Below are 21552 nucleotides of genomic sequence, written 5' to 3' on the forward strand. Positions count from 1 at the left end.
GTCCGCACCTTCAGTTCTGCGGACGCCCCGAAGGGCCCGGGGCGGCTCCCTGCGGCTGGCTCCCGGTTCCCGGGCCGAGGAGTCCACCCCAGGAGCCCGTACCCGTCTGCGGGGGCGAGGGCGAGGGTTCGGTGCTGGGTGAGGTGCACCCGCCGAGGACGGTGTCGCACGGCGTGGGGGACGGTGTGGGAGAGGGCGCCGACGGTGTGGGGGTGGGTGAAGGGGGCGTGGTCGGGGACGGCGACGGGCTGGGGGAGGGCGCGCCGTTCTCGTTCGTGCCCTTGCCGAGTTGCGGCGCGGCGGGGAAGGGGAGCACCGGCTGGTTCTGGAGGGCGGCGGTCATGTAGCCCAGCCAGACCTGGGTGGGCATGTCGGCTCCGAAGACCTTGCTGTAGCCGCCGACCCCGGCCATCGACTGTAGGCCCGAATTCTTCGCATTCTCCTTGAACATGGCGACCGCTGTGGACAGTTGCGGGGTGTAGCCGATGAACCAGGCGGACTTGTAGTCGTCGGTCGTGCCGGTCTTGCCGGCGGCGGGTCGCCCGAGGGCCAGGGCGTTGGTACCCGTGCCGTGCTTGACGACGCCCTGCAGGACGTCGGAGACGGTGTCGGCGGTCGAGGCGGGCATGGCCCGGGTGCCGGCGGGCGCCCGGAATCCGGGCAGCTGCTTGCCTGCCTGCAGGACCTTGGCGACGGAGTACGGCTCGTGGTGCATGCCGCGGTCGGCGAAAGTGCCGTAGGCGTCGGCCATGCGGATGGCCGAGGGGGTTGAGGTGCCGATGTAGAAGCCGGCGGTGTCGTACTGCAGGCTGTTGCGCAGCAGACCGGACTTCAGCGCCTCGTTCTCCACGTTGTCGTAGCCGACGTACTCGCCGAGCTGCACGTAGGGGGTGTTGACCGACTGTTCCATGGCCTTGCGCAGGGTGATGTATCCATACTTGGTGGGGACGTCGTTCTGCTGGTGCAGGAATCCGGAGGGGTCGGAGCCGTCCGGGAGGTACTGCCCCTGCTGGTTCTTGATCTTGATGTTGTCGTCGCCGTCGAACCGGCTCTCCGGCGTGATGGGGGAGGGCGGTTGGCCCGGTGAGAGCACGGCGCCGTGGTCGAGGGCGGCGGCGAGGTCGAAGGGCTTGAACGTGGAGCCGACCGGTACGCCGGAGCTGTTGGCGTTGTCTGTGTAGTGGCCCTTGTTCCAGCCGTCACCGCCGTACAGGGCCACGATGGCCCCCGTGGTCGGGTCGACGGAGGCGGCCCCCACCTGGACGTTCTTGTCGGCCGCACGGCCGGCCGGGTGCAGGTGCTGCTTGCGCATCCTGGCCACCGAGGCGCTCAGTTCGGTCACCTTGTGCTTGTCGAAGGTCGTGTAGATCTGGTAGCCGCCCTGGTGCAGCTCCTGGTCGGTGATGGACGAGTGCTGCTCGACATACTGCTCGGCGGCCTGGGTCAGGTAGCCGACCTGCCCGCTCGTCGAGCCCCGGTCGCGCATCGGCTTGGGAACCGGGAAACCCTCCCGCAGATAACGGTCCTTCTGCGCATTGCTGATCTTGCCGATGGCCGCCATCCGCCCCAGCACGTACTTCCAGCGGGCCACGGCCGGGGCCCGTTCCTGCGGGTCGTTGGCGTTCATCATGACGCTGGGCTCGTTCACCGTGGACGCCAGGAACGCGCCCTGGCTCATGGTCAGTTTCCGCACGGGAACGTGGTAGTAGGCCTCGGAGGCGGCCTCGATGCCGTAGGCGCCCCGGCCGTAGTAGCAGGTGTTGAGGTAACCCTGCAGGATCTGCTTCTTGCTGAGGCTCCCGCCGATCTTCAGGGAGATCATGATCTCGTCGAGCTTGCGCGAGAGCGTCTGGCTCTGGTTGAGGTACGTGTTCTTCACGAACTGCTGGGTGATGGTCGACCCGGACTGCACCTGGCCGCCCTTCGCCATGTGGTAGAGCGCCCGCAGGATGCCCTGCGGGTCGACACCGGGGTCGGTGTAGAAGGAGGCGTTCTCGGCTGCGAGGAAGTCCCACTGCACGTCGCGGGGCACCTGGGCGAGGTTGACGTTCTGCCGGTCGACCTGGCCGACCTCGGCCATCTGCGAGCCGTCGGACCAGTAGAAGACGTTCGCCTGCGTCTGCGTGCTCGGATTGACGCTGGGGATCGAGACGGACGCGTACGCGTAGGCCGCCGCGCCGGCCAGGGCGCCGCACAACGTGACGAACAAGCCGAGCGTCTGCTTCCAGGAGGGCAGCCAGCGCCACAGGCGGCCTCTGCCCGCCCGCGGGTAGTCGATGAACCTCTTCTTCGCAGACGCCCGTCGCTGCGCCGGCGATACGCGTCGCCGCGACCCGCCTCTCGCCTTGTGACCGGCCTTCCTGCGCCCCGGCCGCCGGTTCGCCGCCTGGGCGGCCCTGCGCATCTCCGCACGCGTCATCGGGGACTGCCCGCCCGCAGGTGCCGCCCCTTCGGGCCCACGGCCGGCACGCGTGGTGTTCTCGCCGTCCGGCCAGGAGAGGCCGCTGCGGTCATCGCTCATTCTTGGGTGCCTTCGGGTGAGACAGAAATGCCGGGACTCGCCTGCGAGGCCATGGATGTGGGGGGCGCGGCAGCGCGGCGTCCGTCCGTCAGCGAGCGTAGGTGGCCGATCGAGCGCAGGTCGGACAATTTGGCCTGATGTTGACCAGCCCATCGGGCAGATATTCCCATCGGCTGACTCGTCGAATATTTCGGTGTGTCAGGCTTTGGGTCGACTCCGGCGCGGTGATTGGACGTTCTTCGCCGACTGTCACGCTCAGTTATCATGCTCCATATCGGCCCGAAACTCCCCAGATTCCGGTCATCGATTGTAAGGCTGGGAAGTTGGATAACCTGGGAAAATGCTGAAAGAAGTCACGGCGACCCGCTACATCACGCCGCTGCGTGAGGGTGGCTCGCTGCCGGGGCTCGTCGAGGCCGACGACGTCGGGACATACGTCATGAAGTTCACCGGCGCCGGACAGGGCCGCAAGACGCTCGTCGCCGAGGTCGTCTGCGGCGAACTCGCCCGCCGGCTCGGATTCCGTGTGCCGCGGCTGGTCACGATCGGCCTCGACCCGGTGCTCGGGCTCGGTGAACCCGACCAGGAAGTACAGGTGTTGCTCAGGGCCAGCGGCGGCACCAACCTCGGCATGGACTTCCTCTCCGGCGCGCTCGGCTTCGACCCCCTCGCCTTCGCGGTCGGCCCCGAGGAGGCCGGGCGGATCGTCTGGTTCGACGCGCTGGTGAACAACGTCGACCGGTCCTGGCGCAACCCCAACCTGCTGATGTGGCAGGGGAAGTTGTGGCTCATCGATCACGGCGCGACCATGATCTGGCACCACAACTGGCCCGGCGCGAAGGCCTCCGCCGCCCGCCCGTACGACGCCTCCGACCACGCCCTGCGCCCCTTCGCCCCCGATGTCGCCGCGGCCGCCGCCGAGTTGGCGCCCCTGGTCACCGAGGACCTGCTCGCCGAGGTCACCGCCGAGATCCCGGACGCCTGGCTGGCCGGCGAGCCCGGCTCCGACGCGCCGGACGACCTCCGCGCCGCCTACGCGCGCCCCCTGCTGGCGCGCGCCGCCGTCATCCACGAACGCATCGAGGGGGTCCGGTGAGCGACCGGCACATCATCAGGGCGGGTACCGGCGACCGGCACGTCTACGAGTACGCCCTGCTGCGGCTCGTCCCGCGCGTCGAACGCGGCGAGTGCATCAACGCAGGTGTCCTGGTCTACTGCCGCGCCAAGGCGTACGTCGGGGTGCGCACCCATCTCGACGAGGCCCGGCTGCTCGCCCTCGACCCCGACGCGGACGTGCCCGGCGTACGCGCCGCACTGCACGCCGTCGAAGCGGTGTGCGCCGGCGGCGAGGCGGCGGGCCAGGCCGCGGCCGACGACCCCGGCCGCCGCTTCCGCTGGCTGATCGCCCCCCGCTCCACCGTCCTCCAGCCCGGCCCCGTCCACACCGGACTCACCACCGATCCGGCGGCGGAGGCGGAGCGGCTGCTGGACCTGATGGTGCGGTGACTGATCTCCCACCTCGCAGCAGAGCGCTCCTGCCGGTCGTCAGCTGTCCCAGTTGCCTGGCCCGGCGGTCGAGGCGCCGCCCAGTCCGCCCCGCGCGCCACGGGTCGGGGTGACGGTGAGCGGAGCCGTGGGCGGCCTGGTGGGAGCGGTGGTGGCGGCCGCCCTTCGGGCGACGGCGTCACTTTCGCAACAGGCCCCAGGAGCCGAGTAGCGCAATGGCGCGCAGTCGTAGGCCGGTCGGGTGCTTCGGGTGGATATCGTTCGCGCGACGATGACGGGAGGGCGTGGTCCGCGCCGCGCCGGTCGCTCAGGTAATGGATCACATGCGCGCGGTGGCCGTTGACACCGCGTGCCAAGGCTTCTAGCGTCACGTCCACTGAAGGTACTAAGCGGTCGCTCACCTGAGGAGAACCAGCAATGACCACTGAGCAGCGGGTCGCCGCCGTCACCGGTGCCGCGCGCGGCATCGGGGCCGCCACCGCCGTACGACTGGCCGCCGAGGGCCGGGCGGTCGCCGTGATCGATCTCGACGAGGCCGCCTGCAAGGACACCGTCGAGAAGATCACCGCCGCCGGCGGCAGGGCGATCGCGGTCGGCTGCGACGTCTCCGACGAGGCGCAGGTCGAGGCGGCCGTCGCGCGTATCACCGAGGAGCTCGGCGCGCCGACGATCCTCGTCAACAACGCGGGCGTGCTGCGCGACAACCTGCTGTTCAAGATGAGCGTCTCCGACTGGGACACGGTCATGAACGTGCACCTGCGCGGCGCCTTCCTGATGTCCCGGGCCTGCCAGAAGCACATGGTCGACGCGGGCTTCGGCAGGATCGTCAACCTGTCCTCGTCCTCCGCGCTCGGCAACCGCGGCCAGGTCAACTACTCGGCCGCCAAGGCCGGCATGCAGGGCTTCACCAAGACCCTCGCCAAGGAGCTCGGCAAGTTCGGCGTCACCGCCAACGCCGTCGCCCCCGGCTTCATCGTCACCGAGATGACCAAGGCCACCGCCGAGCGCGTCGGCATGGGCTTCGAGGACTTCAAGACCGCGGCCGCCTCGCAGATCCCGGTACAGCGCGTCGGCGACCCCGACGACATCGCGAATACCATCGCCTTCTTCACGGGCGAGGCGGCCGGCTTCGTCTCCGGCCAGGTGCTGTACGTCGCCGGCGGCCCCCTCGACTAGGTTCGACCAGGAGCAACGGACATGACTGAACTCTCCGGCAAGGTCGCCCTCGTCACGGGCGCCAGCCGCGGCATCGGCTACGGCGTCGCCGAGGCGCTCGTCGCGCGCGGCGACCGCGTGTGCATCACCGGCCGGGGCGAGGACGCCCTGAAGGAGGCCGTCGAGAAGCTCGGCGCCGACCGGGCCGTCTACGTCGCCGGCAAGGCCCACGACGAGGCCCACCAGGCCGTCGCCGTCGAGCGCACGATGGAGGCCTTCGGGCGCGTCGACTACCTGGTCAACAACGCCGGGACGAACCCGGTGTTCGGGCCGATCGCCGACCTCGACCTGAACGTGGCGCGCAAGGTCTTCGAGACCAACGTGGTCTCCGCGCTCGGCTTCGCCCAGAAGACCTGGCACGCCTGGCAGAAGGACAATGGCGGCGCGATCGTCAACATCGCCTCCGTCGCGGGCCTCGCGCCCTCGCCCTTCATCGGCGCGTACGGCGTCAGCAAGGCCGCGATGATCAACCTGACCGTGCAGCTCGCGCACGAGTTCGCGCCGAAGGTGCGGGTCAACGCGATCGCCCCGGCCGTGGTGAAGACCAAGTTCGCCCAGGCCCTGTACGAGGGCCGCGAGGAGGAGGCCGCCGCGGCCTACCCGCTGGGCCGGCTCGGCGTGCCCTCCGACATCGGCGGCGCCGCCGCGTTCCTCACCTCCGGCCAGTCCGACTGGATCACCGGCCAGACCCTCGTCGTCGACGGCGGCATCTTCCTGAACGCAGGCACCGGCTGACGCGGATGCCGGAATCCGGCTGACAAACGCCGGAAACCGGCTGACTGACGTCGCGACCCCGGCACGGGCGCCCGCACCACGAGCCGTCGGATCTTGACGGCCGGGGCGCCCGTGTCGACGCGCCCGGGGCGGGCGGCGCGGGTGACCACGCGGTCATCCCGCTGTCGATCACGTGACCTGCGCCGAAGGAGGTCCGGGCGCACGGGCCCTGCGGTATGGTCTGCCGACCCTTGGTACGGCAGATCGAGGAGCGTGCGCGTTGTTCAACCGGAACCGATGCCTGCGCCGGGTGGCGGCCATCGCGTCCATATCATCCCTGGTCACCGGTTGCGGCATGCTGTCGTCCGGAGACTCTGACGACGAGGACCCCATCGTCGTGGGCACCACCAGCCCGCCCAGCACGCTGGATCCTGCCGCTTCCTGGGACGGTTCCTGGGAGCTGTTCCGCAACATCTACCAGACGCTGCTGAGCTACCCGAACGGGGCCACCACGCCCCAACCCGACGCCGCCGACAGCTGCGCCTTCACCGACAGCTCGAACCAGGTGTACCGCTGTGAGCTGCGCGAGGGCCTGAAGTTCTCGGACGGCGACCCGCTCGACGCGCAGGCCGTGAAGCACTCGATCGACCGGATCCGGAAGATCAACGTCAACGGCGGGCCGGCCGGACTGCTGGGCAGTCTCGAGCGAGTGCAGGCGGGCGGCGAACGCGAGGTCGTCTTCCACCTCAACAAGCCCGACGCCACCTTCCCCTTCGTGCTCGCCACGCCCGCTATGTCGGTGGTCGACCCCGACAGCTACCCTGCCGACAAGCTGCGCGAGGGCAACGACGTGCTCGGCTCCGGACCGTACAGGCTCCGGTCGTACGAGGACGGCAAGAAGGCACTCGTCCGCAACGACCAGTACCAGGGCTTCGCGGAGCGCCGGAACGACGCGGTGACCATCCGTTACTTCCAGGACTCCGACAGCATGGTCAAGGCGCTGCGCGGCAGGCAGATCGACGTGACCTACCGTGGTCTCGCCGCCGACGACATCGTCGAGCTGGAGGGCACCGCCTCCAAGGACGACGAGCTCCAGCTGATCGAGGGCTCCGGCACCGACATCAGCTATCTGGTGTTCAACCCCAAGGACCCCTGGGCGGGCAAGCCGGCCGTACGGCAGGCCGTCGCCCAGATCGTCGACCGCGCGGCGATCGCCCACGAGGTCTACAAGGACACCGTGGAGCCGCTGTACTCGATGGTCCCCAAGGGGCTGACCGGCCACACCACGGGCTTCTTCGACGCCTACGGTGACCCCGACGTCGCAAAGGCCCGCAAGATCCTCACCGAGGCGAGCATCACCCGGCCCGTCCCGCTCACCCTCTGGTACACCACCGACCGGTACGGCTCCGAGACCGCCCTGGAGTTCACGGAGCTCAAGCGCCAGCTGGACGCGTCCGGCCTGTTCAGGATCACGCTGAAGAGCCGGCCCTGGAAGACCTTCGCCCCGGGCTACCAGAAGGGCGAGTACCCGGTGTTCGGGCGCGGCTGGTTCCCCGACTTCCCGGACCCCGACAACTTCATCGCCCCGTTCGTCGGCGACCAGAACGCGCTCGGTACGCCGTACGCAGCGCCGAAGATCACCGGGGAGCTGCTGCCCCGCTCGCGGCGGGAGAGCGACCGCGCGAACGTGGTGAAAGATTTCGAGGAGGCCCAGGAGATCCTGGTGAAGGACGTGCGGCTGCTGCCACTGTGGCAGGGCAAGCAGTACGTGGCCGCGAGCCGGGACATCTCGGGCGCGGAGCGGGCGCTGGATCCGTCGACCATCATGATGGTGTGGGAGCTGCACCGGAAGACCAGCTGGTAGGGGTCGGCCGGGTCGTCGACGGGGCCGGTTGTCAGTGCTCGCCGGTAGGTTCTGTGGCCTGGAAGTGACCGCACACCGTGAGGACGTTGACGTGACCGACATCGCCATGCTGCCCGAGTCCTGGCGCGGGGTTCTGGGCGACGAGCTGCAGCAGCCCTACTTCAAGGAGCTGACCGAGTTCGTCGAGGAGGAGCGGGCGAAGACTCCCGTCCATCCGCCGCGCGAGGAGGTCTTCGCGGCGCTGGACGCGACGCCGTACGACCGGGTGAAGGTCCTCATCCTCGGCCAGGACCCGTATCACGGGGAGGGACAGGGACACGGGCTGTGCTTCTCGGTCCGGCCGGGTGTGAAGGTCCCGCCGTCCCTGCGGAACATCTACAAGGAGATGCACGAGGAACTGGGCACGCCCATCCCGGACAACGGCTATCTGATGCCGTGGGCCGAGCAGGGCGTGCTGCTGCTCAACGCCGTGCTCACGGTGCGGGGCGGTGAGGCCAACTCGCACAAGGGGCGGGGCTGGGAGAGGTTCACCGATGCGGTGATCCGTGCGGTGGCCGGACGGCCCGATCCGGCCGTGTTCGTGCTGTGGGGCAACTACGCGCAGAAGAAGCTTCCGCTGATCGACGAGGGGCGGCACGTGGTGGTCAAGGGCGCGCATCCCTCGCCGCTGTCCGCGAAGAAGTTCTTCGGTTCCCGGCCGTTCAGTCAGATCAACGAGGCGGTGGCGAGGCAGGGGCACGAGGCGATCGACTGGCGGATTCCGGACCTGGGCTGACCGGCGGGCGGGGCCGGGGCGCGGGCGGGTCGGCCTGGCCGGGTCGGTCCGGGTGGGTCGGTCCGGTTGGGGCGGGCGCCGGCCGGTGGGGTACGACGCCACGGCCTGTGCCGGCCCGGCTCGCCTCGGCTCGCGCCGCGCGGGGGCGCCTGACTGGGATCGGTGGGCTTCGCGGTTAGCGTCGGTGGGGACAGCCGGTGAGTGTGCGGAGGGCGCCGTGGCGGAGCGACAGGGGCAGGCGGCGCCGGATGCGGTGCTGACGCGGATCGGGCAGGTCGTCATGCTGCACCACGCCGGGGACCGTGAGGAGGCCCGGCATCGCTTCCTCGGGCTGTGGGCGGAGATCGGCGAGGACGGTGACCCGTGGCACCGGTGCACGCTGGCCCACTACCTGGCCGACACGCAGGATGACCCGGCCGATGAACTCGCGTGGGATCTGCGGGCGTTGACGGCGGCGGAGGAGGTTGCCGGTGACTGGCCGGCCGAGCGCGCGGGGGTGGTGGCGGTGCGGGCGCTCTATCCCTCGCTGCATCTGAATCTTGCCGCCGACTATGTGAAGCTCGGTCATGGGGAGGCCGCCCGCACGCATCTGCGGTGGGCTCGGGGGGCGGCCGATGCGCTGGGCGACGACCGGTACGGGGAGGGTGTGCGGGCGGCTATTCGGGGGCTGGAGGTGCGGTTGGGGGAGCCTCCGTACCGGTAGTCGGCAGGTGCCCTGCACTGGTGCGGGCCGGGGGTCGGGTGGGGGGTACCTCCCAGACCCTTCGGGGTTGCCCGCGGTCAGGTCAGTGGCCGTACGTTCGGTCGCAGATGGTTGCCTCGGGGCTGGTCGGGTGCCAGCCGCCGTACCGTTTGCCGAGGGTGCAGACGTTCGTGTTGCGGGGGATCTCCTTGTGCACGTCCTTGTGGGCCTTTTCGGGCAGGTCCCGGACTTCCAACCGCGGTCTCCTGGGTGGCTGGCGGGGTTCCGGGTGGGGCGGTCGTGGCCCGGGGTGGGAGCGGGGCGTCGGCGGTTCCGTGTGCGGTGCCGGGGGCGTCGGCGTGGCTGGGCGGGGCGGGGTCGCCGTGGGCGTGGGCCGGTCCGGGCGGCGGGAGGGGCCGATCAGCTCCAGGGCCTCGCGGGCCGGTGCCTGTACGATCTGTGCCTCCGTCCGACCGTCCGGTCGCAGTGCCGGCGGCGGATCCGACGCGGGGGGAGGCTGGACGGTCATACAGCCGGAGAGGGCCGAGACAGCCACGGTCACCAGGAGTGTTGCTGTGGTCGTCGTTCGATGCACCCGCGCAACTCTGCTGTGTCCGGCCCCCCTTGCGACAGCGGACGGGCACAGGTTGCCCCGCACGGGTGATCTCCGGCCCCGCAGGGAGCGCGCGGGCCTGCCGCCGCTGACGTCAGTCGCCCGTGGCGCCGTCGATGCGCTCGCGGAGCAGGTCGGCGTGGCCGTTGTGGCGGGCGTACTCCTCGATCATGTGGGTGTAGATCCAGCGCAGGTTGAACTGCTCGCCGGTGTGCCGGCTCCGGCCCTCGGAGACATCGTCCAGGCCGAAGCGGGCCGCGTTGCGCCGGGCGGTCCCGATCTCTGCCTGCCAGGTGGTGTACGCCTCCTGCCAGGTGTCGGACTCGGTGAGGTGGAACTCGCCGTCCGGATCCGCCTCGCTGAAATAGATCGGGCCCGCATCGTCGTCCGCGAGCACCCTGCGGAACCAGCTGCGCTCCACCTCCGCCATGTGCCGCACCAGCCCCATCAGGGACAGCTCGGACGGCTCCACCGAGGTGGTGCGCAACTGCTCGTCGGTCAGGCCCTCGCACTTCCAGGCGAGGGTCTGCCGGTGGTACTCCAACCAGCCCTCCAGCATGGTCCGTTCGTCGGCCAGGGTCCCGGGTTCGCGTCGCTCGGTCGTCGTCATGCCCGCATCCTCGCCCCAAACGCCCGCTCGTGCCACGCGTTTTCAGCGCCCGAGCATGCCCGACAGCAGCTCCCGCAGACCCCTCCGCACCTCGTCCAGGCTCGGCACCCGGGCGCTGAACGACCCGGCCACGCACGAGAACATCAGCCCGTCCGCCCAGGCGACCAGTGAGAGCACGTGCCGGTCCGGGTCGGTCGAGCCCATCGCGGTGACCAGCGCGGTCAGCAGGTCACGGAAGCGGGCGCCCGTCGCGTCGTAGTACCGGCGCAGTTCGGGGCGGCGGGTCGCCTCCAGGGCCAGTTCGTAGCGGGCGATCAGCAGGTCCCCGTTGTGGGTCAGGGACCGGTGCACGGCGAGGGCCAGCCCGTCCGCCAGCGCGTCGAGGCCGCCGCGCGGGTCCGGCATCTCGTGCAGGGCGAGCACCCGCGCCTCCCGGTCGGCGTGCCGCCGTACCGCGAGCTCCAGCAGCGCCTGCCGGGTGCGCGCGAGGTTGGACGTGGAGCCCTGCGGCAGCCCGGCCGCCTCGTCGACCGCCCGGTGCGTCAGGCCGCGCATCCCGCGCTCGGCGAGCAAAGAGAGGGCGGTGTCGGCGACGAGGTCGGCGCGCGAGGCGCCCGTGGTGCTTACGGACATGGAGGTCAACCTACCCGTCGGACTACGTCTGTAGTACAGTCGGCGTGCGGGTGACACTACATCCGTAGTTAGGTATCGGCGGGACCACACCTGCCGTCATCTGCGAGGAGGAGCCATGGCGCAGTCGACGCGAGTCGTCGTGATCGGCGGTGGAATCGGGGGCCTGACCGCGGCGGCCGCCCTGCATCAGCGCGGCTGCCGGGTCACCGTGCTGGAGCGGGCCCGCTCCCTGGAGCCGGTCGGCGCGGGGATCTCCCTGGCGCCCAACTCCCTGCGCGCCCTGGACGTGATCGGCATCGGCGACGAGATCCGCGACCTCGCCGCCTGGGCGGGTGACGGCGGACTGCGCACCCCGAGCGGGCGCTGGCTCTCGCGTTCCAGTGCCGAGGCCGCGGCCCGGCGCTTCGGCGGCCCGCTGGTCCTGCTCCACCGGGCCACGCTCATCAAGAGGCTGGCGGCTCTGCTTCCGCCGGACGCGGTCCGTACGGCCGCCGCCGCGACCCTCGCCGACCCGGGCGACGCCGGCCGCCCGGCCCGCGTGAGCACCCCGGACGGCGAACTGGAGGCCGACCTCGTGGTGGGCGCGGACGGCATCCACTCCGCCGTACGCCGTGCGCTCTTCCCAGGCCACCCCGGCCCGGTGTACTCGGGCTTCACCACGTGGCGGGTCGTGATCCCGGTGCCCGGCGCCGAGTTCGCCTCGCATGAGACGTGGGGGAGGGGCCGTGTCTGGGGGACACATCCGCTCAAGGACGGCCGGGTCTACGCCTACGCCGCCGCCCTCGCCCCCGCCGGACAGCGCGCGCCCGACGACGAGAAGGCCGAACTGCTGCGCCGCTACGGCGACTGGCACGACCCCATCCCCGCCGTGCTCGCCGCCGCCCGCCCCGAGGACGTCCTGCGCCACGACGTCCACCACATCGCCGACCCGCTGCCCGCCTTCCACCGCGGCCGGGCTGCCCTGCTCGGCGACGCCGCGCACGCCATGCCGCCGACCCTGGGCCAGGGCGGCAACCAGGCCATCGAGGACGCGATCGTGCTGGCCCACCACTGCGACGGCCTCGCCGCCTACACGGCCGCGCGGCTGCCCCGTACGACCGCCATCACCAGGCAGGCCGTGAAGAGTGCGCGCCTCAACATGGCGAGCAGCCGCGCCGTCAGGGCCGTACGCGACACCGCGATCGCCGCGCTGTCGAAGGCCGGACCGGCGCTGTTCCTGCGCAGCTTCGACGGCATCGCCGACTGGCGGCCCCCGCACGGGCCGTATGCTGCCGGAAAGAACGGGAAGGCGCCGGCAGGCAACCCCTGGAGCAGGCAACCGATAGAGGAGAGCACCCCGTGAAGGTCGGCTGCATAGGACTCGGCGACATCGCGCAGAAGGCCTACCTCCCGGTGCTCGCCTTCCAGCCCGGGATCGAGCTGCACGTGCAGACCCGCACACCCGCGACGCTCACCCGGGTCGCCGACGGTCTGCACCTCCCCGAGGACCGGCGGCACACGACCCTCGACTCGCTCCTCGCCCAGGGCCTCGACGCCGCCTTCGTGCACGCCCCGACCCTCGCGCACCCGGAGATCGTCACGCGGCTGCTCGAGGCGGGCGTCCCGACGTACGTCGACAAGCCGCTGGCGTACGAACTCGCCGACTCCGAGCGGCTCGTGCGGCTCGGCGAGGAGCGCAACGTCGCCCTGGCCGTCGGCTTCAACCGGCGCTACGCACCCGGGTACACGCAGTGCGCCGACCATCCGCGCGAGCTGATCCTCATGCAGAAGAACCGGATCGGGCTGCCCGAGGAGCCGCGCGCGATGATCCTCGACGACTTCATCCACGTCGTCGACACGCTGCGTTTCCTGGTGCCGGGGCAGATCGACGACGTGACCGTGCGCGCCCGCGTGGAGCACGGTCTGCTGCATCACGTGGTGCTCCAGCTGTCCGGGGACGGCTTCACCGCGCTCGGCGTGATGAACCGGCTCAGCGGCTCGGCCGAGGAGATCCTGGAGGTCTCCGGGCAGGACACCAAGCGGCAGGTGCTCAACCTCGCCGAGGTGATCGACCACAAGGGCCAGCCGACCGTGCGGCGGCGCGGGGACTGGGTGCCGGTGGCCCGGCAGCGCGGCATCGAGCAGGCGGTGCTGGCGTTCCTCGACGCGGTGCGCGCGGGCAAGGTGCTCAGCGCGCGGGACGCGCTGGAGACCCATCAGCTGTGCGAGCGGGTGGTACGCGCGGCCCAGGAGCGGGCCGCCTGATACGCACGGCCCGTCCGCCCTCGGCGGCGCACCAGGCGGCGAGGGTCAGCAGCGCCGCGTACACCGGCCAGTGGCCGAACCGGACGTACGGCGTGGTGCCGTGCGCGAGCGGCACGTCGTACACCTGCGTGGCGCTCGCGTCGGTGCCGAGCCAGGTGCCGACGCGCTGGCCGCTCGGGCCGTAGACGGCGGAGACGCCGGTCAGCGTGGCGTGCACCATGGGGCGGCCGGTCTCGGCGGCGCGCAGCGCGGCGAGCGAGGCATGCTGCTCGGGGGCCCAGCTGTGCTGGAACGTCGACGTCGAGGACTGGGCGAGCAGCACCTCGGCGCCGTCCCTGGCGAGGCTGCGGCTCATGTCGGGGAACGCGGTCTCGAAGCACACCATCGGGCCGACCCGAAGCCCGTGCCCGACGTTCATCACGACCTGCTCGCCGCCCCGCCTGCGGTCCTCCTCCGCCGCCCGGCCGACGGAGGTGGCCCAGCCGAGCAGGGAGCGGGCCGGGATGTACTCGCCGAAGGGCACGAGCCGCATCTTGTCGTAGCGGTCGCCGGTCAGGCCGTCCGGTCCGACCAGCACGGAGCTCTTGTAGATGCCGGGCTTGTCGGCGCGCCGGGCGTCGACGTTGACCAGGATGTTGGCGTCCGTGTCGCGGGCGAGCGCCGCGATCCGGCGGGCCAGGTCGGGCCGGGCGGTCAGGTCGAAGCCGACGCTGCTCTCGCCCCACGCGATCAGGTCGACGTTCTGGCCCGCGAGCCCGCGGGTGAGCTGTTCCTCGCGGTCGAAGCGGCGCTCCGCGCTGTTCGCGCCCTCGACGATGCCCGGCTGGACGACGGCGATGCGGACCCGGTCGTCGATGTCGGGGCGCGGTGACCACACCCAGGCCGCGGAGGTGGCGACGGCGGTGGCGACGAGGCCGGCCACGGCGGGCACGCGGGCCTGCCGGACCGCGACGAGGACGGTCGCCACGACGTTGAGGACCACCACCAGGAAGCTCAGCAGCCACACACCGCCGACCGACGCGAGCCGCAGCGCCTGCTCGACCTGCCACTGGCTGGCGCCGAGCATGCCCCAGGGGCCGCCCAGGCCCTCCCAGGAGCGGACCAGCTCGGCCATCAGCCAGCCCGACGGCAGGACGAGGAGCGCGGCCGCGATCCGGCGCCGCGACGGCGTCCCGGCCAGGAAGCGGCGCACCAGCCAGCCCCACGGCGCCCACAGCGCACCGAGCAGGGCGGCGATGACGAACGTGAACACGTGCAGGTTCGGCAGCAGCCAGTGGTGCATCGCGAGCATGAAGCCGAACCCGCCCCACCAGCCGTCGTACGCCGCCCGCTTCCCGGTCGGCGCGGTACGGATCAGCAGCAGCCACGGGACCAGGGCGACGTACGCGAACCACCACAGGGCGGGGGCCGGGAAGGCCAGCACCGGCAGGGCGCCGACGAGTACGGCGAGGCCGGAGCGCCGCCACCGGGAGGCGAGCCAGTGGCCGAGCGTCTGCATAGGCGCCTCCCTACCCCGTGGTGCTTCCCAGTGTGCGCTCTGCGGAAGATCCACGACAGAGGGCACCCGCAGTCAGTTGATCACCGGGGCCGGGTGCCCATCGGGGAGGCGGCGCCACTTCTCCTGGACCACGACCTCGCTCAGCCGCCAGCCGTCGTCCGTGCGCCGCAGCGCGAAACCGTACCGGCCGCCGCACACGAAGTCCGGCGTGGCCGGTCCGTCGCCGCCGTCGGCGAAGCCCATCGGATTGACGTAGTCGGCCTGGACCCGGGCCGTGTCCCCGGTGTCGTGTTCCCAGACGCCGAAGCTGACCCGGCGGTTGACGATCAGATGCTGCCGCATGGGGAAAGCCGCCAGGCTCTCGGCGAGCCATGCGGCGACCTTCCCGGCATCGCCCTCGATGCCGCCGGCCGAGCGGTAGTCCGCGCGTCCGTCCAGGGTGAACAGGGACCGGTACGCCGTCCAGTCGCCGTCGTCCACCGCCACCGCGTAGTCGGTGATCAGGCCGTCGACGGCCAGTTGGTCCCTCACGGTAGCGAGCTCCACGCGCTGCGTCATCGGCTCAGTGTTGGTCATGTGACGGGCTCAGCCAAGGGGGCGTGCGGGATATTCACCTGCTGTTGTCGATCGCCGGGTGCGAGGCGTGTCGTGATCGCCTGGGGCGGGGGCGCTGCCGCGCGCTGTCCGCGAGTCTGCCAGGCTTGGGTCCACGCCTCGCAGGCCTTGAGGCCCGGACCCCTGGAGGCAGCCCCATGTCACGTCCCGTCACGGTGGTCACCGGCGGCAGCCGGGGGATCGGCGCCGCGACCTGTCTGCGCCTCGCGGCGGACGGGCACGACGTGGCGGTGGGGTACGTCCGGGACGCACCGGCCGCCGGCACGGTGGCGGACGGGGTGCGGAAGACGGGGGCGCGCTGTGTGACCGTGCGGGTCGACACGTCGGTGGAGGAGGACGTCGCGCGGCTCTTCGAGGCGGCGGAGCGGGAGCTGGGGCCGGTGACCGGGCTGGTGAACAACGCCGCCGTGACCGGACCGCTGGGCCGGCTCGCCGACGCCGGCACCGCGGATCTGCGCCGGGTCGTGGACGTCAATCTGCTGGGCACGCTGCTGTGTTCCCGGCGGGCCGCCCGGCTGATGACGCCCCGCGGCAACGGCGTGATCGTGAACGTGTCGTCGGCCGCCGCCACGATCGGCAGCCCCGGCGAGTACGTCCACTACGCGGCGACCAAGGCCGCCGTGGACGCGCTCACGCTGGGCCTGGCCAAGGAGCTCGGCCCGGACGGGATCCGCGTCAACGGCGTCGCGCCCGGGGTGATCGACACGGAGATGCACGCCGCGATGGGCGACCCGGACCGGGCCCGGCGCATGGCCGGCGGGGTACCGCTGCGTCGGCCGGGACAGGCCGAGGAGATCGCCGCGGCCATCGCCTGGCTGATGTCGCCGGACGCCTCGTACACGACGGGGGCGGTACTGCGGGTGTCGGGCGGGCGCTGAGGGACCGCACCGGCCGCGCGGAGCTCAGGCCGCTTCGACGACCTCGCCGCGGATCGCGGCCGCCCACTCGACCACCAGCAGCTCGTACTCCGCGCGCTCCTGGGCCGACAGCGTGCCGCCCGCGCGCCGCCACAGGGCGCGGATCTGATCGTTCACCTCGTCAGCGGACCGCACGGAACCAGGGGTCAGGGAATCGGGGGACATGTCGACAAGCCTAGGGGCAAGCACTGACAGTGCGCTACCGGACGGCTACCCATGCGGTATGGGTTTGGTCACGCTCGCGCGGGGCGGGGTGTGAGGGGCGGGTCAGCCCGCCGTCTCGGCCGCGTGCGGGCTCAGCGCACCCATCGTCACCAGGGCGATGATCACGACGCCGAGCGCGATGCGGTACCAGACGAACGGCATGAAGCTCTTGGTCGAGATGTACTTCATGAACCACGCGATCACGGCGTAGCCGACGCCGAACGCGATCACCGTCGCGAAGATCGTCGGGCCCCAGGAGACATGCCCTCCCTCCATCGCGTCCGTGAGCTCGAACAGACCGGACGCCAGCACCGCCGGAATGGCGAGCAGGAAGGAGTACCGGGCCGCGGCCTCGCGCCGGTACCCCATGAACAGGCCGCCGCTGATGGTGGCGCCGGAGCGGGAGACGCCCGGAACGAGGGCCATCGCCTGGCAGGCGCCGTAGATCAGGCCGTCGCGTACGCCGAGGTCCTCCAGGCTCTTGCGCTGCTTGGGTGCGCGGTGCCGTCCGCCGCTCTCGTCGCGCGCCGCGAGCCGGTCGGCGACGCCGATGATCACGCCGACGACGATCAGCATGGTCGCGGTGATCCGCAGATCGCGGAACGGGCCCTCGATCTGGTCCTTCAGCGTCACGCCGAGCACGCCGATGGGGATCGAGCCGACGATCACCAGCCAGCCCATGCGGGCGTCGTGGTTCCTGCGCATCGCCTTGTTCGTGAGCGACCGGCTCCACGCGGCGATGATCCGCCCGATGTCCTTGCGGAAGTAGATGAGTACGGCGGTCTCCGTGCCGATCTGGGTGATCGCCGTGAAGGCGGCGCCGGGGTCTTTCCAGCCGGAGAAGGCAGCGGTCAGCCGCAGGTGCGCGCTGGAGGACACGGGGAGGAACTCGGTCAGCCCCTGGACGAGTCCGAGGATGAGGGATTCAAACCAAGACATGAAGGTAACCGAGTCCAAGTGCCGATCGAGGAACGGGCGATGGACACACCAAGCCGCCGTGTGCGGTGACCGGGGATCAGGTGTGCCGAGGGGGAAGCGTAGCGTCCCGCGGTGACAGCCCCGAACACAGGGGCGCCGGAGCAGGCCGGTGCGGGTCGGGCGGGAGTGCCGGTGGGGCTGCTGGGACTACGCCGCAGGGGTGCCGGGAGGACTATGCCACCGTCGGTCCGGCCACCGTCCAGCCGGGGACCTGCGGATGCGCGGTCAGGTCGTCGTGCCGCACGGACTCGCCGCAGACCGAGCAGGTGACGTGCGGCACGAGTTCGTGGCCGCAGGTGTGCTCGATCACCATCGGCCGGTCGCCGGCCCTGCGCAGGTGCCGGTCGCCCCACGCCATGAGGGTCAGCAGCACCGGCTCCAGCTCGAGTCCCGCCTGGGTGGGCAGGTACTCGAAGCGCTGCGGGCGCTCGCTGTAGGCGCGCTTGGTGATAATCCCGGCGTCGACGAGGCGGCGCAGCCGCGTGGCCAGGATGTCGCGCGGGGCCCCGATGTTGCGCGCCAGCTGGTCGAAGCGGCCGTTGCCGAGGCACACCTCCCGCAGTACGAGCAGCGAGTACTTCTCGCCGACGAGCGCCAGGGCGTCGGCGATCGAGCAGGGGCGCGGGTCTTTGGCGGCCATGGCGCCAGTCTAGGTGAGGGTTGGATTTTCCAACTCAAAGGGCTATAGTGAGTTTGGATTTCCTACTGACTGAGAGTTCTGACGCTTGGCCGCGAGGAGGCCGCACCATGCGTGACGCCGTCGTCGTCGAAGCCGTACGCACCCCGATCGGCAAGGGCAAGCCCAACGGCACCCTCGCCCACGTCCACCCCGTCGAACTCCTCGCGCACACCCTGCGCACCCTGATCGAGCGCTCCGGCGTCGACCCGGCCCTCGTCGACGACGTCATCGGCGGCACCGTCGACCAGGTCGGCGAGCAGGCCATGAACACCACCCGGTACGCCGCGCTGTCCGCCGGATTCCCGGAGGCGGTCCCGGCGACGACCGTGGACCGTCAGTGCGGCTCCTCCCAGCAGGCCGTGCACTTCGCCGCGCAGGGCGTCATGGCGGGCGCGTACGACCTCGTCGTCGCCTGCGGCGTCGAGTCGATGAGCCGGGTGCCGATGTGGTCCAACGTGCCGGACGGCAAGGACCCCTTCGGGCCCGGCGTCGCCGCACGTTACCCGGAGGGCCTCGTCCCGCAGGGCATCAGCGCCGAGCTGATCGCCGCCAAGTGGTCGCTCACGCGCGAGCAGCTGGACGCCTTCGCCGTCGCCTCACACCACAAGGCCGCGGCCGCCTGGCAGGCCGGCCTGTTCGACGCCGAGCTGGCACCCCTGGACGGCGTCGCCCGCGACGAGTGCGTACGGCCGGACAGCACCCCCGAGACCCTCGCCGGCCTCAGGCCCGCCTACTACGACCCGGCCTGCGCCGAGCGCTTCCCGCAGATCGAGTGGAACGTCACCGCGGGCAACGCCAGCCCCATCAACGACGGCGCCTCCGCCGTGCTCATCACCTCCGGCGAGACCGCGGCCCGCCTCGGCCTGCGCCCGCTCGCCCGGCTGCACAGCTTCGCCGTCACCGGCTCCGACCCGCTGCTGATGCTGACCGGCGTGGTCCCGGCCACCGATAAGGTGCTCCGCCGGGCCTCGCTGTCCCTCGGCGACATCGACCTGTTCGAGGTCAACGAGGCGTTCGCGAGCGTCGTGCTGGCCTGGCAGCAGGAGACCGGCGCCGACCCGGCCAGGGTCAATGTGCACGGCGGCGCCATCGCCCTCGGCCACCCGCTCGGCGCGAGCGGCACCCGCCTGACCACGACCCTCGTGCACGCCATGCGGGAGCGCGGCGCCCGCTACGCCCTGCAGACGATGTGCGAGGCGGGCGGCCTCGCCAACGCGATGGTGCTGGAGCGGGTCTGACGACTCACGCAGAGGCACTGCGGGGGCCGGGGTGACGATTCACACAGGGGCCGTCCGGGGGCCGGCGTAACGGTTCGTCAGTGTCCGTGCAGCTGATGCCGCTTGCGCCAGGCCACCAGCACGCCCACCAGGGCCGGTGCGGCGATGCAGGCCAGCGCGATCAGGAAGGCCGGCGACGTCGGCGTGGAGGCGCGGGCGCCGGCGACGGCGTACGCGGCGGTGTTCGGGATCGAGCCGAGCCCCGTCGCCAGCAGGAACGGCAGCAGGCCCATGCGGGAGACGGCGGCGCAGTAGTTCGCCGCCCAGAACGGCACGCCGGGGAACAGCCGCGCGGCCAGCATCGAGCGGAAGCCGTGCCGGCTCAGCTGCCCGTCCGCGGCCTTCAGCCACCGGCCGCGCAGCAGCGGGCGCAGTGCGTCCTGCCCCAGCAGCCGGCCGAGGCAGAAGGCGATCCCGGCGCCGAGCACCGTGCCCGACAGTGCGGCGCCGAGCCCCAGCTGCGAGCCGAACAGGGCGCCCGCCGCGAGGTTCAGCAGCGGCCGCGGCACGAACGCCACCGTGCACAGCCCGTACGCCACCGCGAACACCACGGCCGCGGCGGCCCCGCCGAGCTGTGGCGGCCAGCCGTGCAGCAGCAGCCGCTGCGGCTCGAAGGCCAGCACCGCCGACGCGGCTGCCGCGAGCAGCGCGACGAGCAGGGACAGCCGCGCCCACGGCGACAGCAGGACTCGCGCGCAGCGCCCGGCGAGACCGGTGGGTACGGGTGCGGCGCCCACGCGCAGAGGCGCGGAGACGGCGAACTCCGTGGCGGCGGCCCGGGGCAGGGCCGTGGCGGTGCCCCCAGAGCGGGTGGTGGCATCGAGCATCCGGTGACAGTAACCGACGAATGTGTGTGATCGCCGTATGGTTCGTCCCATGGGCGTCACAGGCGTCGGGAACGCACACGTGCCGCGCAGCGCACTCGCCGACGCGGTGCTGGAGCGTGTCACCTCCGTGTACGGCGGCGCGGCGGACCCGGAGCGAGCCGCTGCCATGCGGGCCTACATGAAGGACGTGGCCCCCTTCCTCGGCCTGCCCACCCCGCTGCGCCGCACCCTGACCCGCACCGTGCTGGCGGGCACGCCCCGGCCCGCCGAGGCCGACTGCACCGCGATCGCGCTACGCTGCTGGCGGCTGCCCGAGCGGGAGTACCACTACTTCGCCGTCGACTACCTGCGCCGCCACGCCGGCCGCTGCACGTCCGGCTTCCTGCCGGTCGCCCGGCACCTCGTCACCACCGTGCCCTGGTGGGACACCGTCGACCTGCTCGCCGTGCACGTCGTCGGCGCCCTGGTCGCGGCCGACCCGGAGCTCACCGCCGACATGGACGCCTGGATCGCCGACGACGACCTGTGGGTGGCCCGTGCCGCCCTGCTGCACCAGCTGCGCTACAAGGAACGCACCGACACCGAGCGCCTGTTCGCGTACTGCCTGCGCCAGTCCGGGCACGCCGACTTCTTCGTCCGCAAGGCCGTCGGCTGGTGCCTGCGCGAGTACGCCAAGACCGACCCGGACGCCGTGCGGGACTTCCTGGTTCGGGAAGGGAACCGCTTCTCGCCCCTGTCGGTGCGGGAAGCGCTGCGAAACATCAGGACGTAGTGGGCCAACTCCTGGTTCGCCCTGGTTTGCCGAAAACCATTCGACGCCGGGCAAAGCGTGGGTAATGATCGACGTCATGTTCCGGCACGCCTTCGTCCTCGCAGCATCCGCGGTCGCGGATGCTCCGAAGGCTGCCGTCCGCGTCATCCCGGCCGCCGTCGACGGCGCCCGAAGCTGACCCTCTCCGGATCGTCCGGCGGACCCCGCAGGGGAGGGTCGGCAAGTCCTTGGGGTCCCCGTTCACCACCGAAGAGGCTTCGAGGTACCGCCATGTCCAAAACGGCATACGTGCGCACCAAACCGCACCTGAACATCGGCACTGGGCCTGTCGATGAATTAGTGGGTTTCTTGCGGTAGTTGGGCTCGTTGATGCGGTATGGGTCGCTTCGATGAGTTGATCGGTTCGTT

At 71.4% G+C, this 21552-nt stretch carries 22 protein-coding genes; 12 read left to right on the forward strand and 10 right to left on the reverse strand.

Annotated features, from left to right (window positions below):
- Positions 1-10: 10 nt before the first annotated feature.
- Positions 11-2521 carry a transglycosylase domain-containing protein gene (locus H8R17_RS34195; protein ID WP_262505701.1) on the reverse strand — a complete coding sequence of 837 codons (2511 nt, stop codon included), beginning with the start codon at positions 2519-2521 and terminating at the stop codon, positions 11-13.
- Positions 2522-2861: 340 nt separating this feature from the next.
- Here H8R17_RS34195 and H8R17_RS34200 point away from each other — a divergent pair, with 340 nt between their 5' ends.
- The 7 genes from H8R17_RS34200 to H8R17_RS34230 all read left to right on the forward strand — a co-directional run bounded on the left by H8R17_RS34200 (position 2862) and on the right by H8R17_RS34230 (position 9298).
- Positions 2862-3617, forward strand: coding sequence for a HipA family kinase (locus H8R17_RS34200; RefSeq protein ID WP_187827103.1), 756 nt, complete (start codon positions 2862-2864; stop codon positions 3615-3617).
- Complete coding sequence (locus H8R17_RS34205) at positions 3614-4027, forward strand: DUF3037 domain-containing protein (protein ID WP_187827104.1); 414 nt, start codon at positions 3614-3616, stop codon at positions 4025-4027. The genes H8R17_RS34200 and H8R17_RS34205 overlap by 4 nt, the downstream gene beginning before the upstream one ends.
- A gap of 417 nt (positions 4028-4444) precedes the next feature.
- Positions 4445-5203 carry a 3-oxoacyl-ACP reductase FabG gene (gene fabG, locus H8R17_RS34210; protein ID WP_187827105.1) on the forward strand — a complete coding sequence of 253 codons (759 nt, stop codon included), beginning with the start codon at positions 4445-4447 and terminating at the stop codon, positions 5201-5203.
- 21 nt (positions 5204-5224) lie between these two features.
- Complete coding sequence (locus H8R17_RS34215) at positions 5225-5977, forward strand: SDR family oxidoreductase (protein ID WP_187827106.1); 753 nt, start codon at positions 5225-5227, stop codon at positions 5975-5977.
- A gap of 259 nt (positions 5978-6236) precedes the next feature.
- Positions 6237-7820, forward strand: coding sequence for an ABC transporter substrate-binding protein (locus H8R17_RS34220; RefSeq protein WP_187827107.1), 1584 nt, complete (start codon positions 6237-6239; stop codon positions 7818-7820).
- A gap of 91 nt (positions 7821-7911) precedes the next feature.
- A complete protein-coding gene (locus H8R17_RS34225; protein ID WP_187827108.1) occupies positions 7912-8595 on the forward strand; it encodes a uracil-DNA glycosylase in 684 nt (227 codons plus the stop codon).
- Between the two features lie 217 nt (positions 8596-8812).
- Positions 8813-9298 carry a hypothetical protein gene (locus H8R17_RS34230; protein ID WP_187827109.1) on the forward strand — a complete coding sequence of 162 codons (486 nt, stop codon included), beginning with the start codon at positions 8813-8815 and terminating at the stop codon, positions 9296-9298.
- Positions 9299-9380: 82 nt separating this feature from the next.
- Here H8R17_RS34230 and H8R17_RS48920 read toward each other — a convergent pair whose 3' ends face one another.
- The 3 genes from H8R17_RS48920 to H8R17_RS34245 all read right to left on the reverse strand — a co-directional run bounded on the left by H8R17_RS48920 (position 9381) and on the right by H8R17_RS34245 (position 11133).
- On the reverse strand, positions 9381-9533 hold the full coding sequence (locus H8R17_RS48920) for a hypothetical protein (RefSeq protein WP_316959610.1): 153 nt from the start codon (positions 9531-9533) through the stop codon (positions 9381-9383).
- A 451-nt stretch (positions 9534-9984) separates the two neighbouring features.
- A complete protein-coding gene (locus tag H8R17_RS34240; protein WP_187827111.1) occupies positions 9985-10500 on the reverse strand; it encodes a DinB family protein in 516 nt (171 codons plus the stop codon).
- Between the two features lie 42 nt (positions 10501-10542).
- Positions 10543-11133, reverse strand: coding sequence for a TetR/AcrR family transcriptional regulator (locus H8R17_RS34245; protein ID WP_187827112.1), 591 nt, complete (start codon positions 11131-11133; stop codon positions 10543-10545).
- 100 nt (positions 11134-11233) lie between these two features.
- Here H8R17_RS34245 and H8R17_RS34250 point away from each other — a divergent pair, with 100 nt between their 5' ends.
- Both H8R17_RS34250 and H8R17_RS34255 read left to right on the forward strand, forming a co-directional pair.
- Entirely contained in the window at positions 11234-12475 is a 1242-nt protein-coding gene (locus H8R17_RS34250) for an FAD-dependent monooxygenase (RefSeq protein WP_399477641.1), read from the forward strand.
- A complete protein-coding gene (locus tag H8R17_RS34255; protein ID WP_187827114.1) occupies positions 12472-13377 on the forward strand; it encodes a Gfo/Idh/MocA family protein in 906 nt (301 codons plus the stop codon). Before H8R17_RS34250 ends, H8R17_RS34255 begins: the two co-directional genes overlap by 4 nt.
- On the opposite strand, the gene lnt is transcribed toward H8R17_RS34255, so the two are convergent.
- Entirely contained in the window at positions 13301-14875 is a 1575-nt protein-coding gene (lnt, locus tag H8R17_RS34260; protein ID WP_187827115.1) for an apolipoprotein N-acyltransferase, read from the reverse strand. The genes H8R17_RS34255 and lnt overlap by 77 nt on opposite strands.
- Before the next feature lie 72 nt (positions 14876-14947).
- The gene (locus tag H8R17_RS34265; RefSeq protein ID WP_187827116.1) at positions 14948-15433 is read right to left on the reverse strand and encodes a nuclear transport factor 2 family protein; all 486 of its coding nucleotides are present in this window, start codon (positions 15431-15433) and stop codon (positions 14948-14950) included.
- 194 nt (positions 15434-15627) lie between these two features.
- On the opposite strand from H8R17_RS34265, the gene H8R17_RS34270 reads away from it, so the two are divergent.
- Entirely contained in the window at positions 15628-16368 is a 741-nt protein-coding gene (locus tag H8R17_RS34270; protein WP_187827117.1) for an SDR family NAD(P)-dependent oxidoreductase, read from the forward strand.
- A gap of 24 nt (positions 16369-16392) precedes the next feature.
- Here H8R17_RS34270 and H8R17_RS34275 read toward each other — a convergent pair whose 3' ends face one another.
- From H8R17_RS34275 to H8R17_RS34285, 3 genes are all read right to left on the reverse strand, one after another.
- A complete protein-coding gene (locus tag H8R17_RS34275) occupies positions 16393-16572 on the reverse strand; it encodes a hypothetical protein (RefSeq protein ID WP_187827118.1) in 180 nt (59 codons plus the stop codon).
- A gap of 102 nt (positions 16573-16674) precedes the next feature.
- Positions 16675-17550 carry an undecaprenyl-diphosphate phosphatase gene (locus H8R17_RS34280; RefSeq protein ID WP_187827119.1) on the reverse strand — a complete coding sequence of 292 codons (876 nt, stop codon included), beginning with the start codon at positions 17548-17550 and terminating at the stop codon, positions 16675-16677.
- Positions 17551-17761: 211 nt separating this feature from the next.
- Positions 17762-18229, reverse strand: coding sequence for a helix-turn-helix domain-containing protein (locus H8R17_RS34285; RefSeq protein ID WP_187827120.1), 468 nt, complete (start codon positions 18227-18229; stop codon positions 17762-17764).
- Between the two features lie 107 nt (positions 18230-18336).
- Between H8R17_RS34285 and H8R17_RS34290 the strand changes: the two genes are divergently transcribed.
- The gene (locus H8R17_RS34290; RefSeq protein ID WP_187827121.1) at positions 18337-19506 is read left to right on the forward strand and encodes a thiolase family protein; all 1170 of its coding nucleotides are present in this window, start codon (positions 18337-18339) and stop codon (positions 19504-19506) included.
- A gap of 77 nt (positions 19507-19583) precedes the next feature.
- Here H8R17_RS34290 and H8R17_RS34295 read toward each other — a convergent pair whose 3' ends face one another.
- Positions 19584-20372, reverse strand: a complete 789-nt coding sequence (locus H8R17_RS34295) for a TVP38/TMEM64 family protein (RefSeq protein WP_187827122.1) — start codon at positions 20370-20372, stop codon at positions 19584-19586.
- 49 nt (positions 20373-20421) lie between these two features.
- Here H8R17_RS34295 and H8R17_RS34300 point away from each other — a divergent pair, with 49 nt between their 5' ends.
- Positions 20422-21144, forward strand: a complete 723-nt coding sequence (locus H8R17_RS34300) for a DNA alkylation repair protein (protein ID WP_187827123.1) — start codon at positions 20422-20424, stop codon at positions 21142-21144.
- The last annotated feature ends 408 nt before the right edge of the window (positions 21145-21552 follow it).

Origin of the sequence: Streptomyces sp. TRM68367, from assembly GCF_014495685.1 — a bacterium.
In the GTDB taxonomy this organism is placed as follows: Bacteria; Actinomycetota; Actinomycetes; order Streptomycetales; family Streptomycetaceae; genus Streptomyces.

Bases quoted from the DNA above. Each gene is read 5' to 3' on its own strand.
- H8R17_RS34195 (WP_262505701.1), bottom strand. From the start codon at position 2,521: ATGAGCGATGACCGCAGCGGCCTCTCCTGGCCGGACGGCGAGAACACC.
- H8R17_RS34200 (WP_187827103.1), top strand. From the start codon at position 2,862: ATGCTGAAAGAAGTCACGGCGACCCGCTACATCACGCCGCTGCGTGAG.
- fabG (WP_187827105.1), top strand. From the start codon at position 4,445: ATGACCACTGAGCAGCGGGTCGCCGCCGTCACCGGTGCCGCGCGCGGC.
- H8R17_RS34215 (WP_187827106.1), top strand. From the start codon at position 5,225: ATGACTGAACTCTCCGGCAAGGTCGCCCTCGTCACGGGCGCCAGCCGC.
- H8R17_RS34240 (WP_187827111.1), bottom strand. From the start codon at position 10,500: ATGACGACGACCGAGCGACGCGAACCCGGGACCCTGGCCGACGAACGG.
- H8R17_RS34245 (WP_187827112.1), bottom strand. From the start codon at position 11,133: ATGTCCGTAAGCACCACGGGCGCCTCGCGCGCCGACCTCGTCGCCGAC.
- lnt (WP_187827115.1), bottom strand. From the start codon at position 14,875: ATGCAGACGCTCGGCCACTGGCTCGCCTCCCGGTGGCGGCGCTCCGGC.
- H8R17_RS34265 (WP_187827116.1), bottom strand. From the start codon at position 15,433: ATGACGCAGCGCGTGGAGCTCGCTACCGTGAGGGACCAACTGGCCGTC.
- H8R17_RS34270 (WP_187827117.1), top strand. From the start codon at position 15,628: ATGTCACGTCCCGTCACGGTGGTCACCGGCGGCAGCCGGGGGATCGGC.
- H8R17_RS34275 (WP_187827118.1), bottom strand. From the start codon at position 16,572: ATGTCCCCCGATTCCCTGACCCCTGGTTCCGTGCGGTCCGCTGACGAG.
- H8R17_RS34280 (WP_187827119.1), bottom strand. From the start codon at position 17,550: ATGTCTTGGTTTGAATCCCTCATCCTCGGACTCGTCCAGGGGCTGACC.
- H8R17_RS34285 (WP_187827120.1), bottom strand. From the start codon at position 18,229: ATGGCCGCCAAAGACCCGCGCCCCTGCTCGATCGCCGACGCCCTGGCG.
- H8R17_RS34290 (WP_187827121.1), top strand. From the start codon at position 18,337: ATGCGTGACGCCGTCGTCGTCGAAGCCGTACGCACCCCGATCGGCAAG.
- H8R17_RS34295 (WP_187827122.1), bottom strand. From the start codon at position 20,372: ATGCTCGATGCCACCACCCGCTCTGGGGGCACCGCCACGGCCCTGCCC.
- H8R17_RS34300 (WP_187827123.1), top strand. From the start codon at position 20,422: ATGGGCGTCACAGGCGTCGGGAACGCACACGTGCCGCGCAGCGCACTC.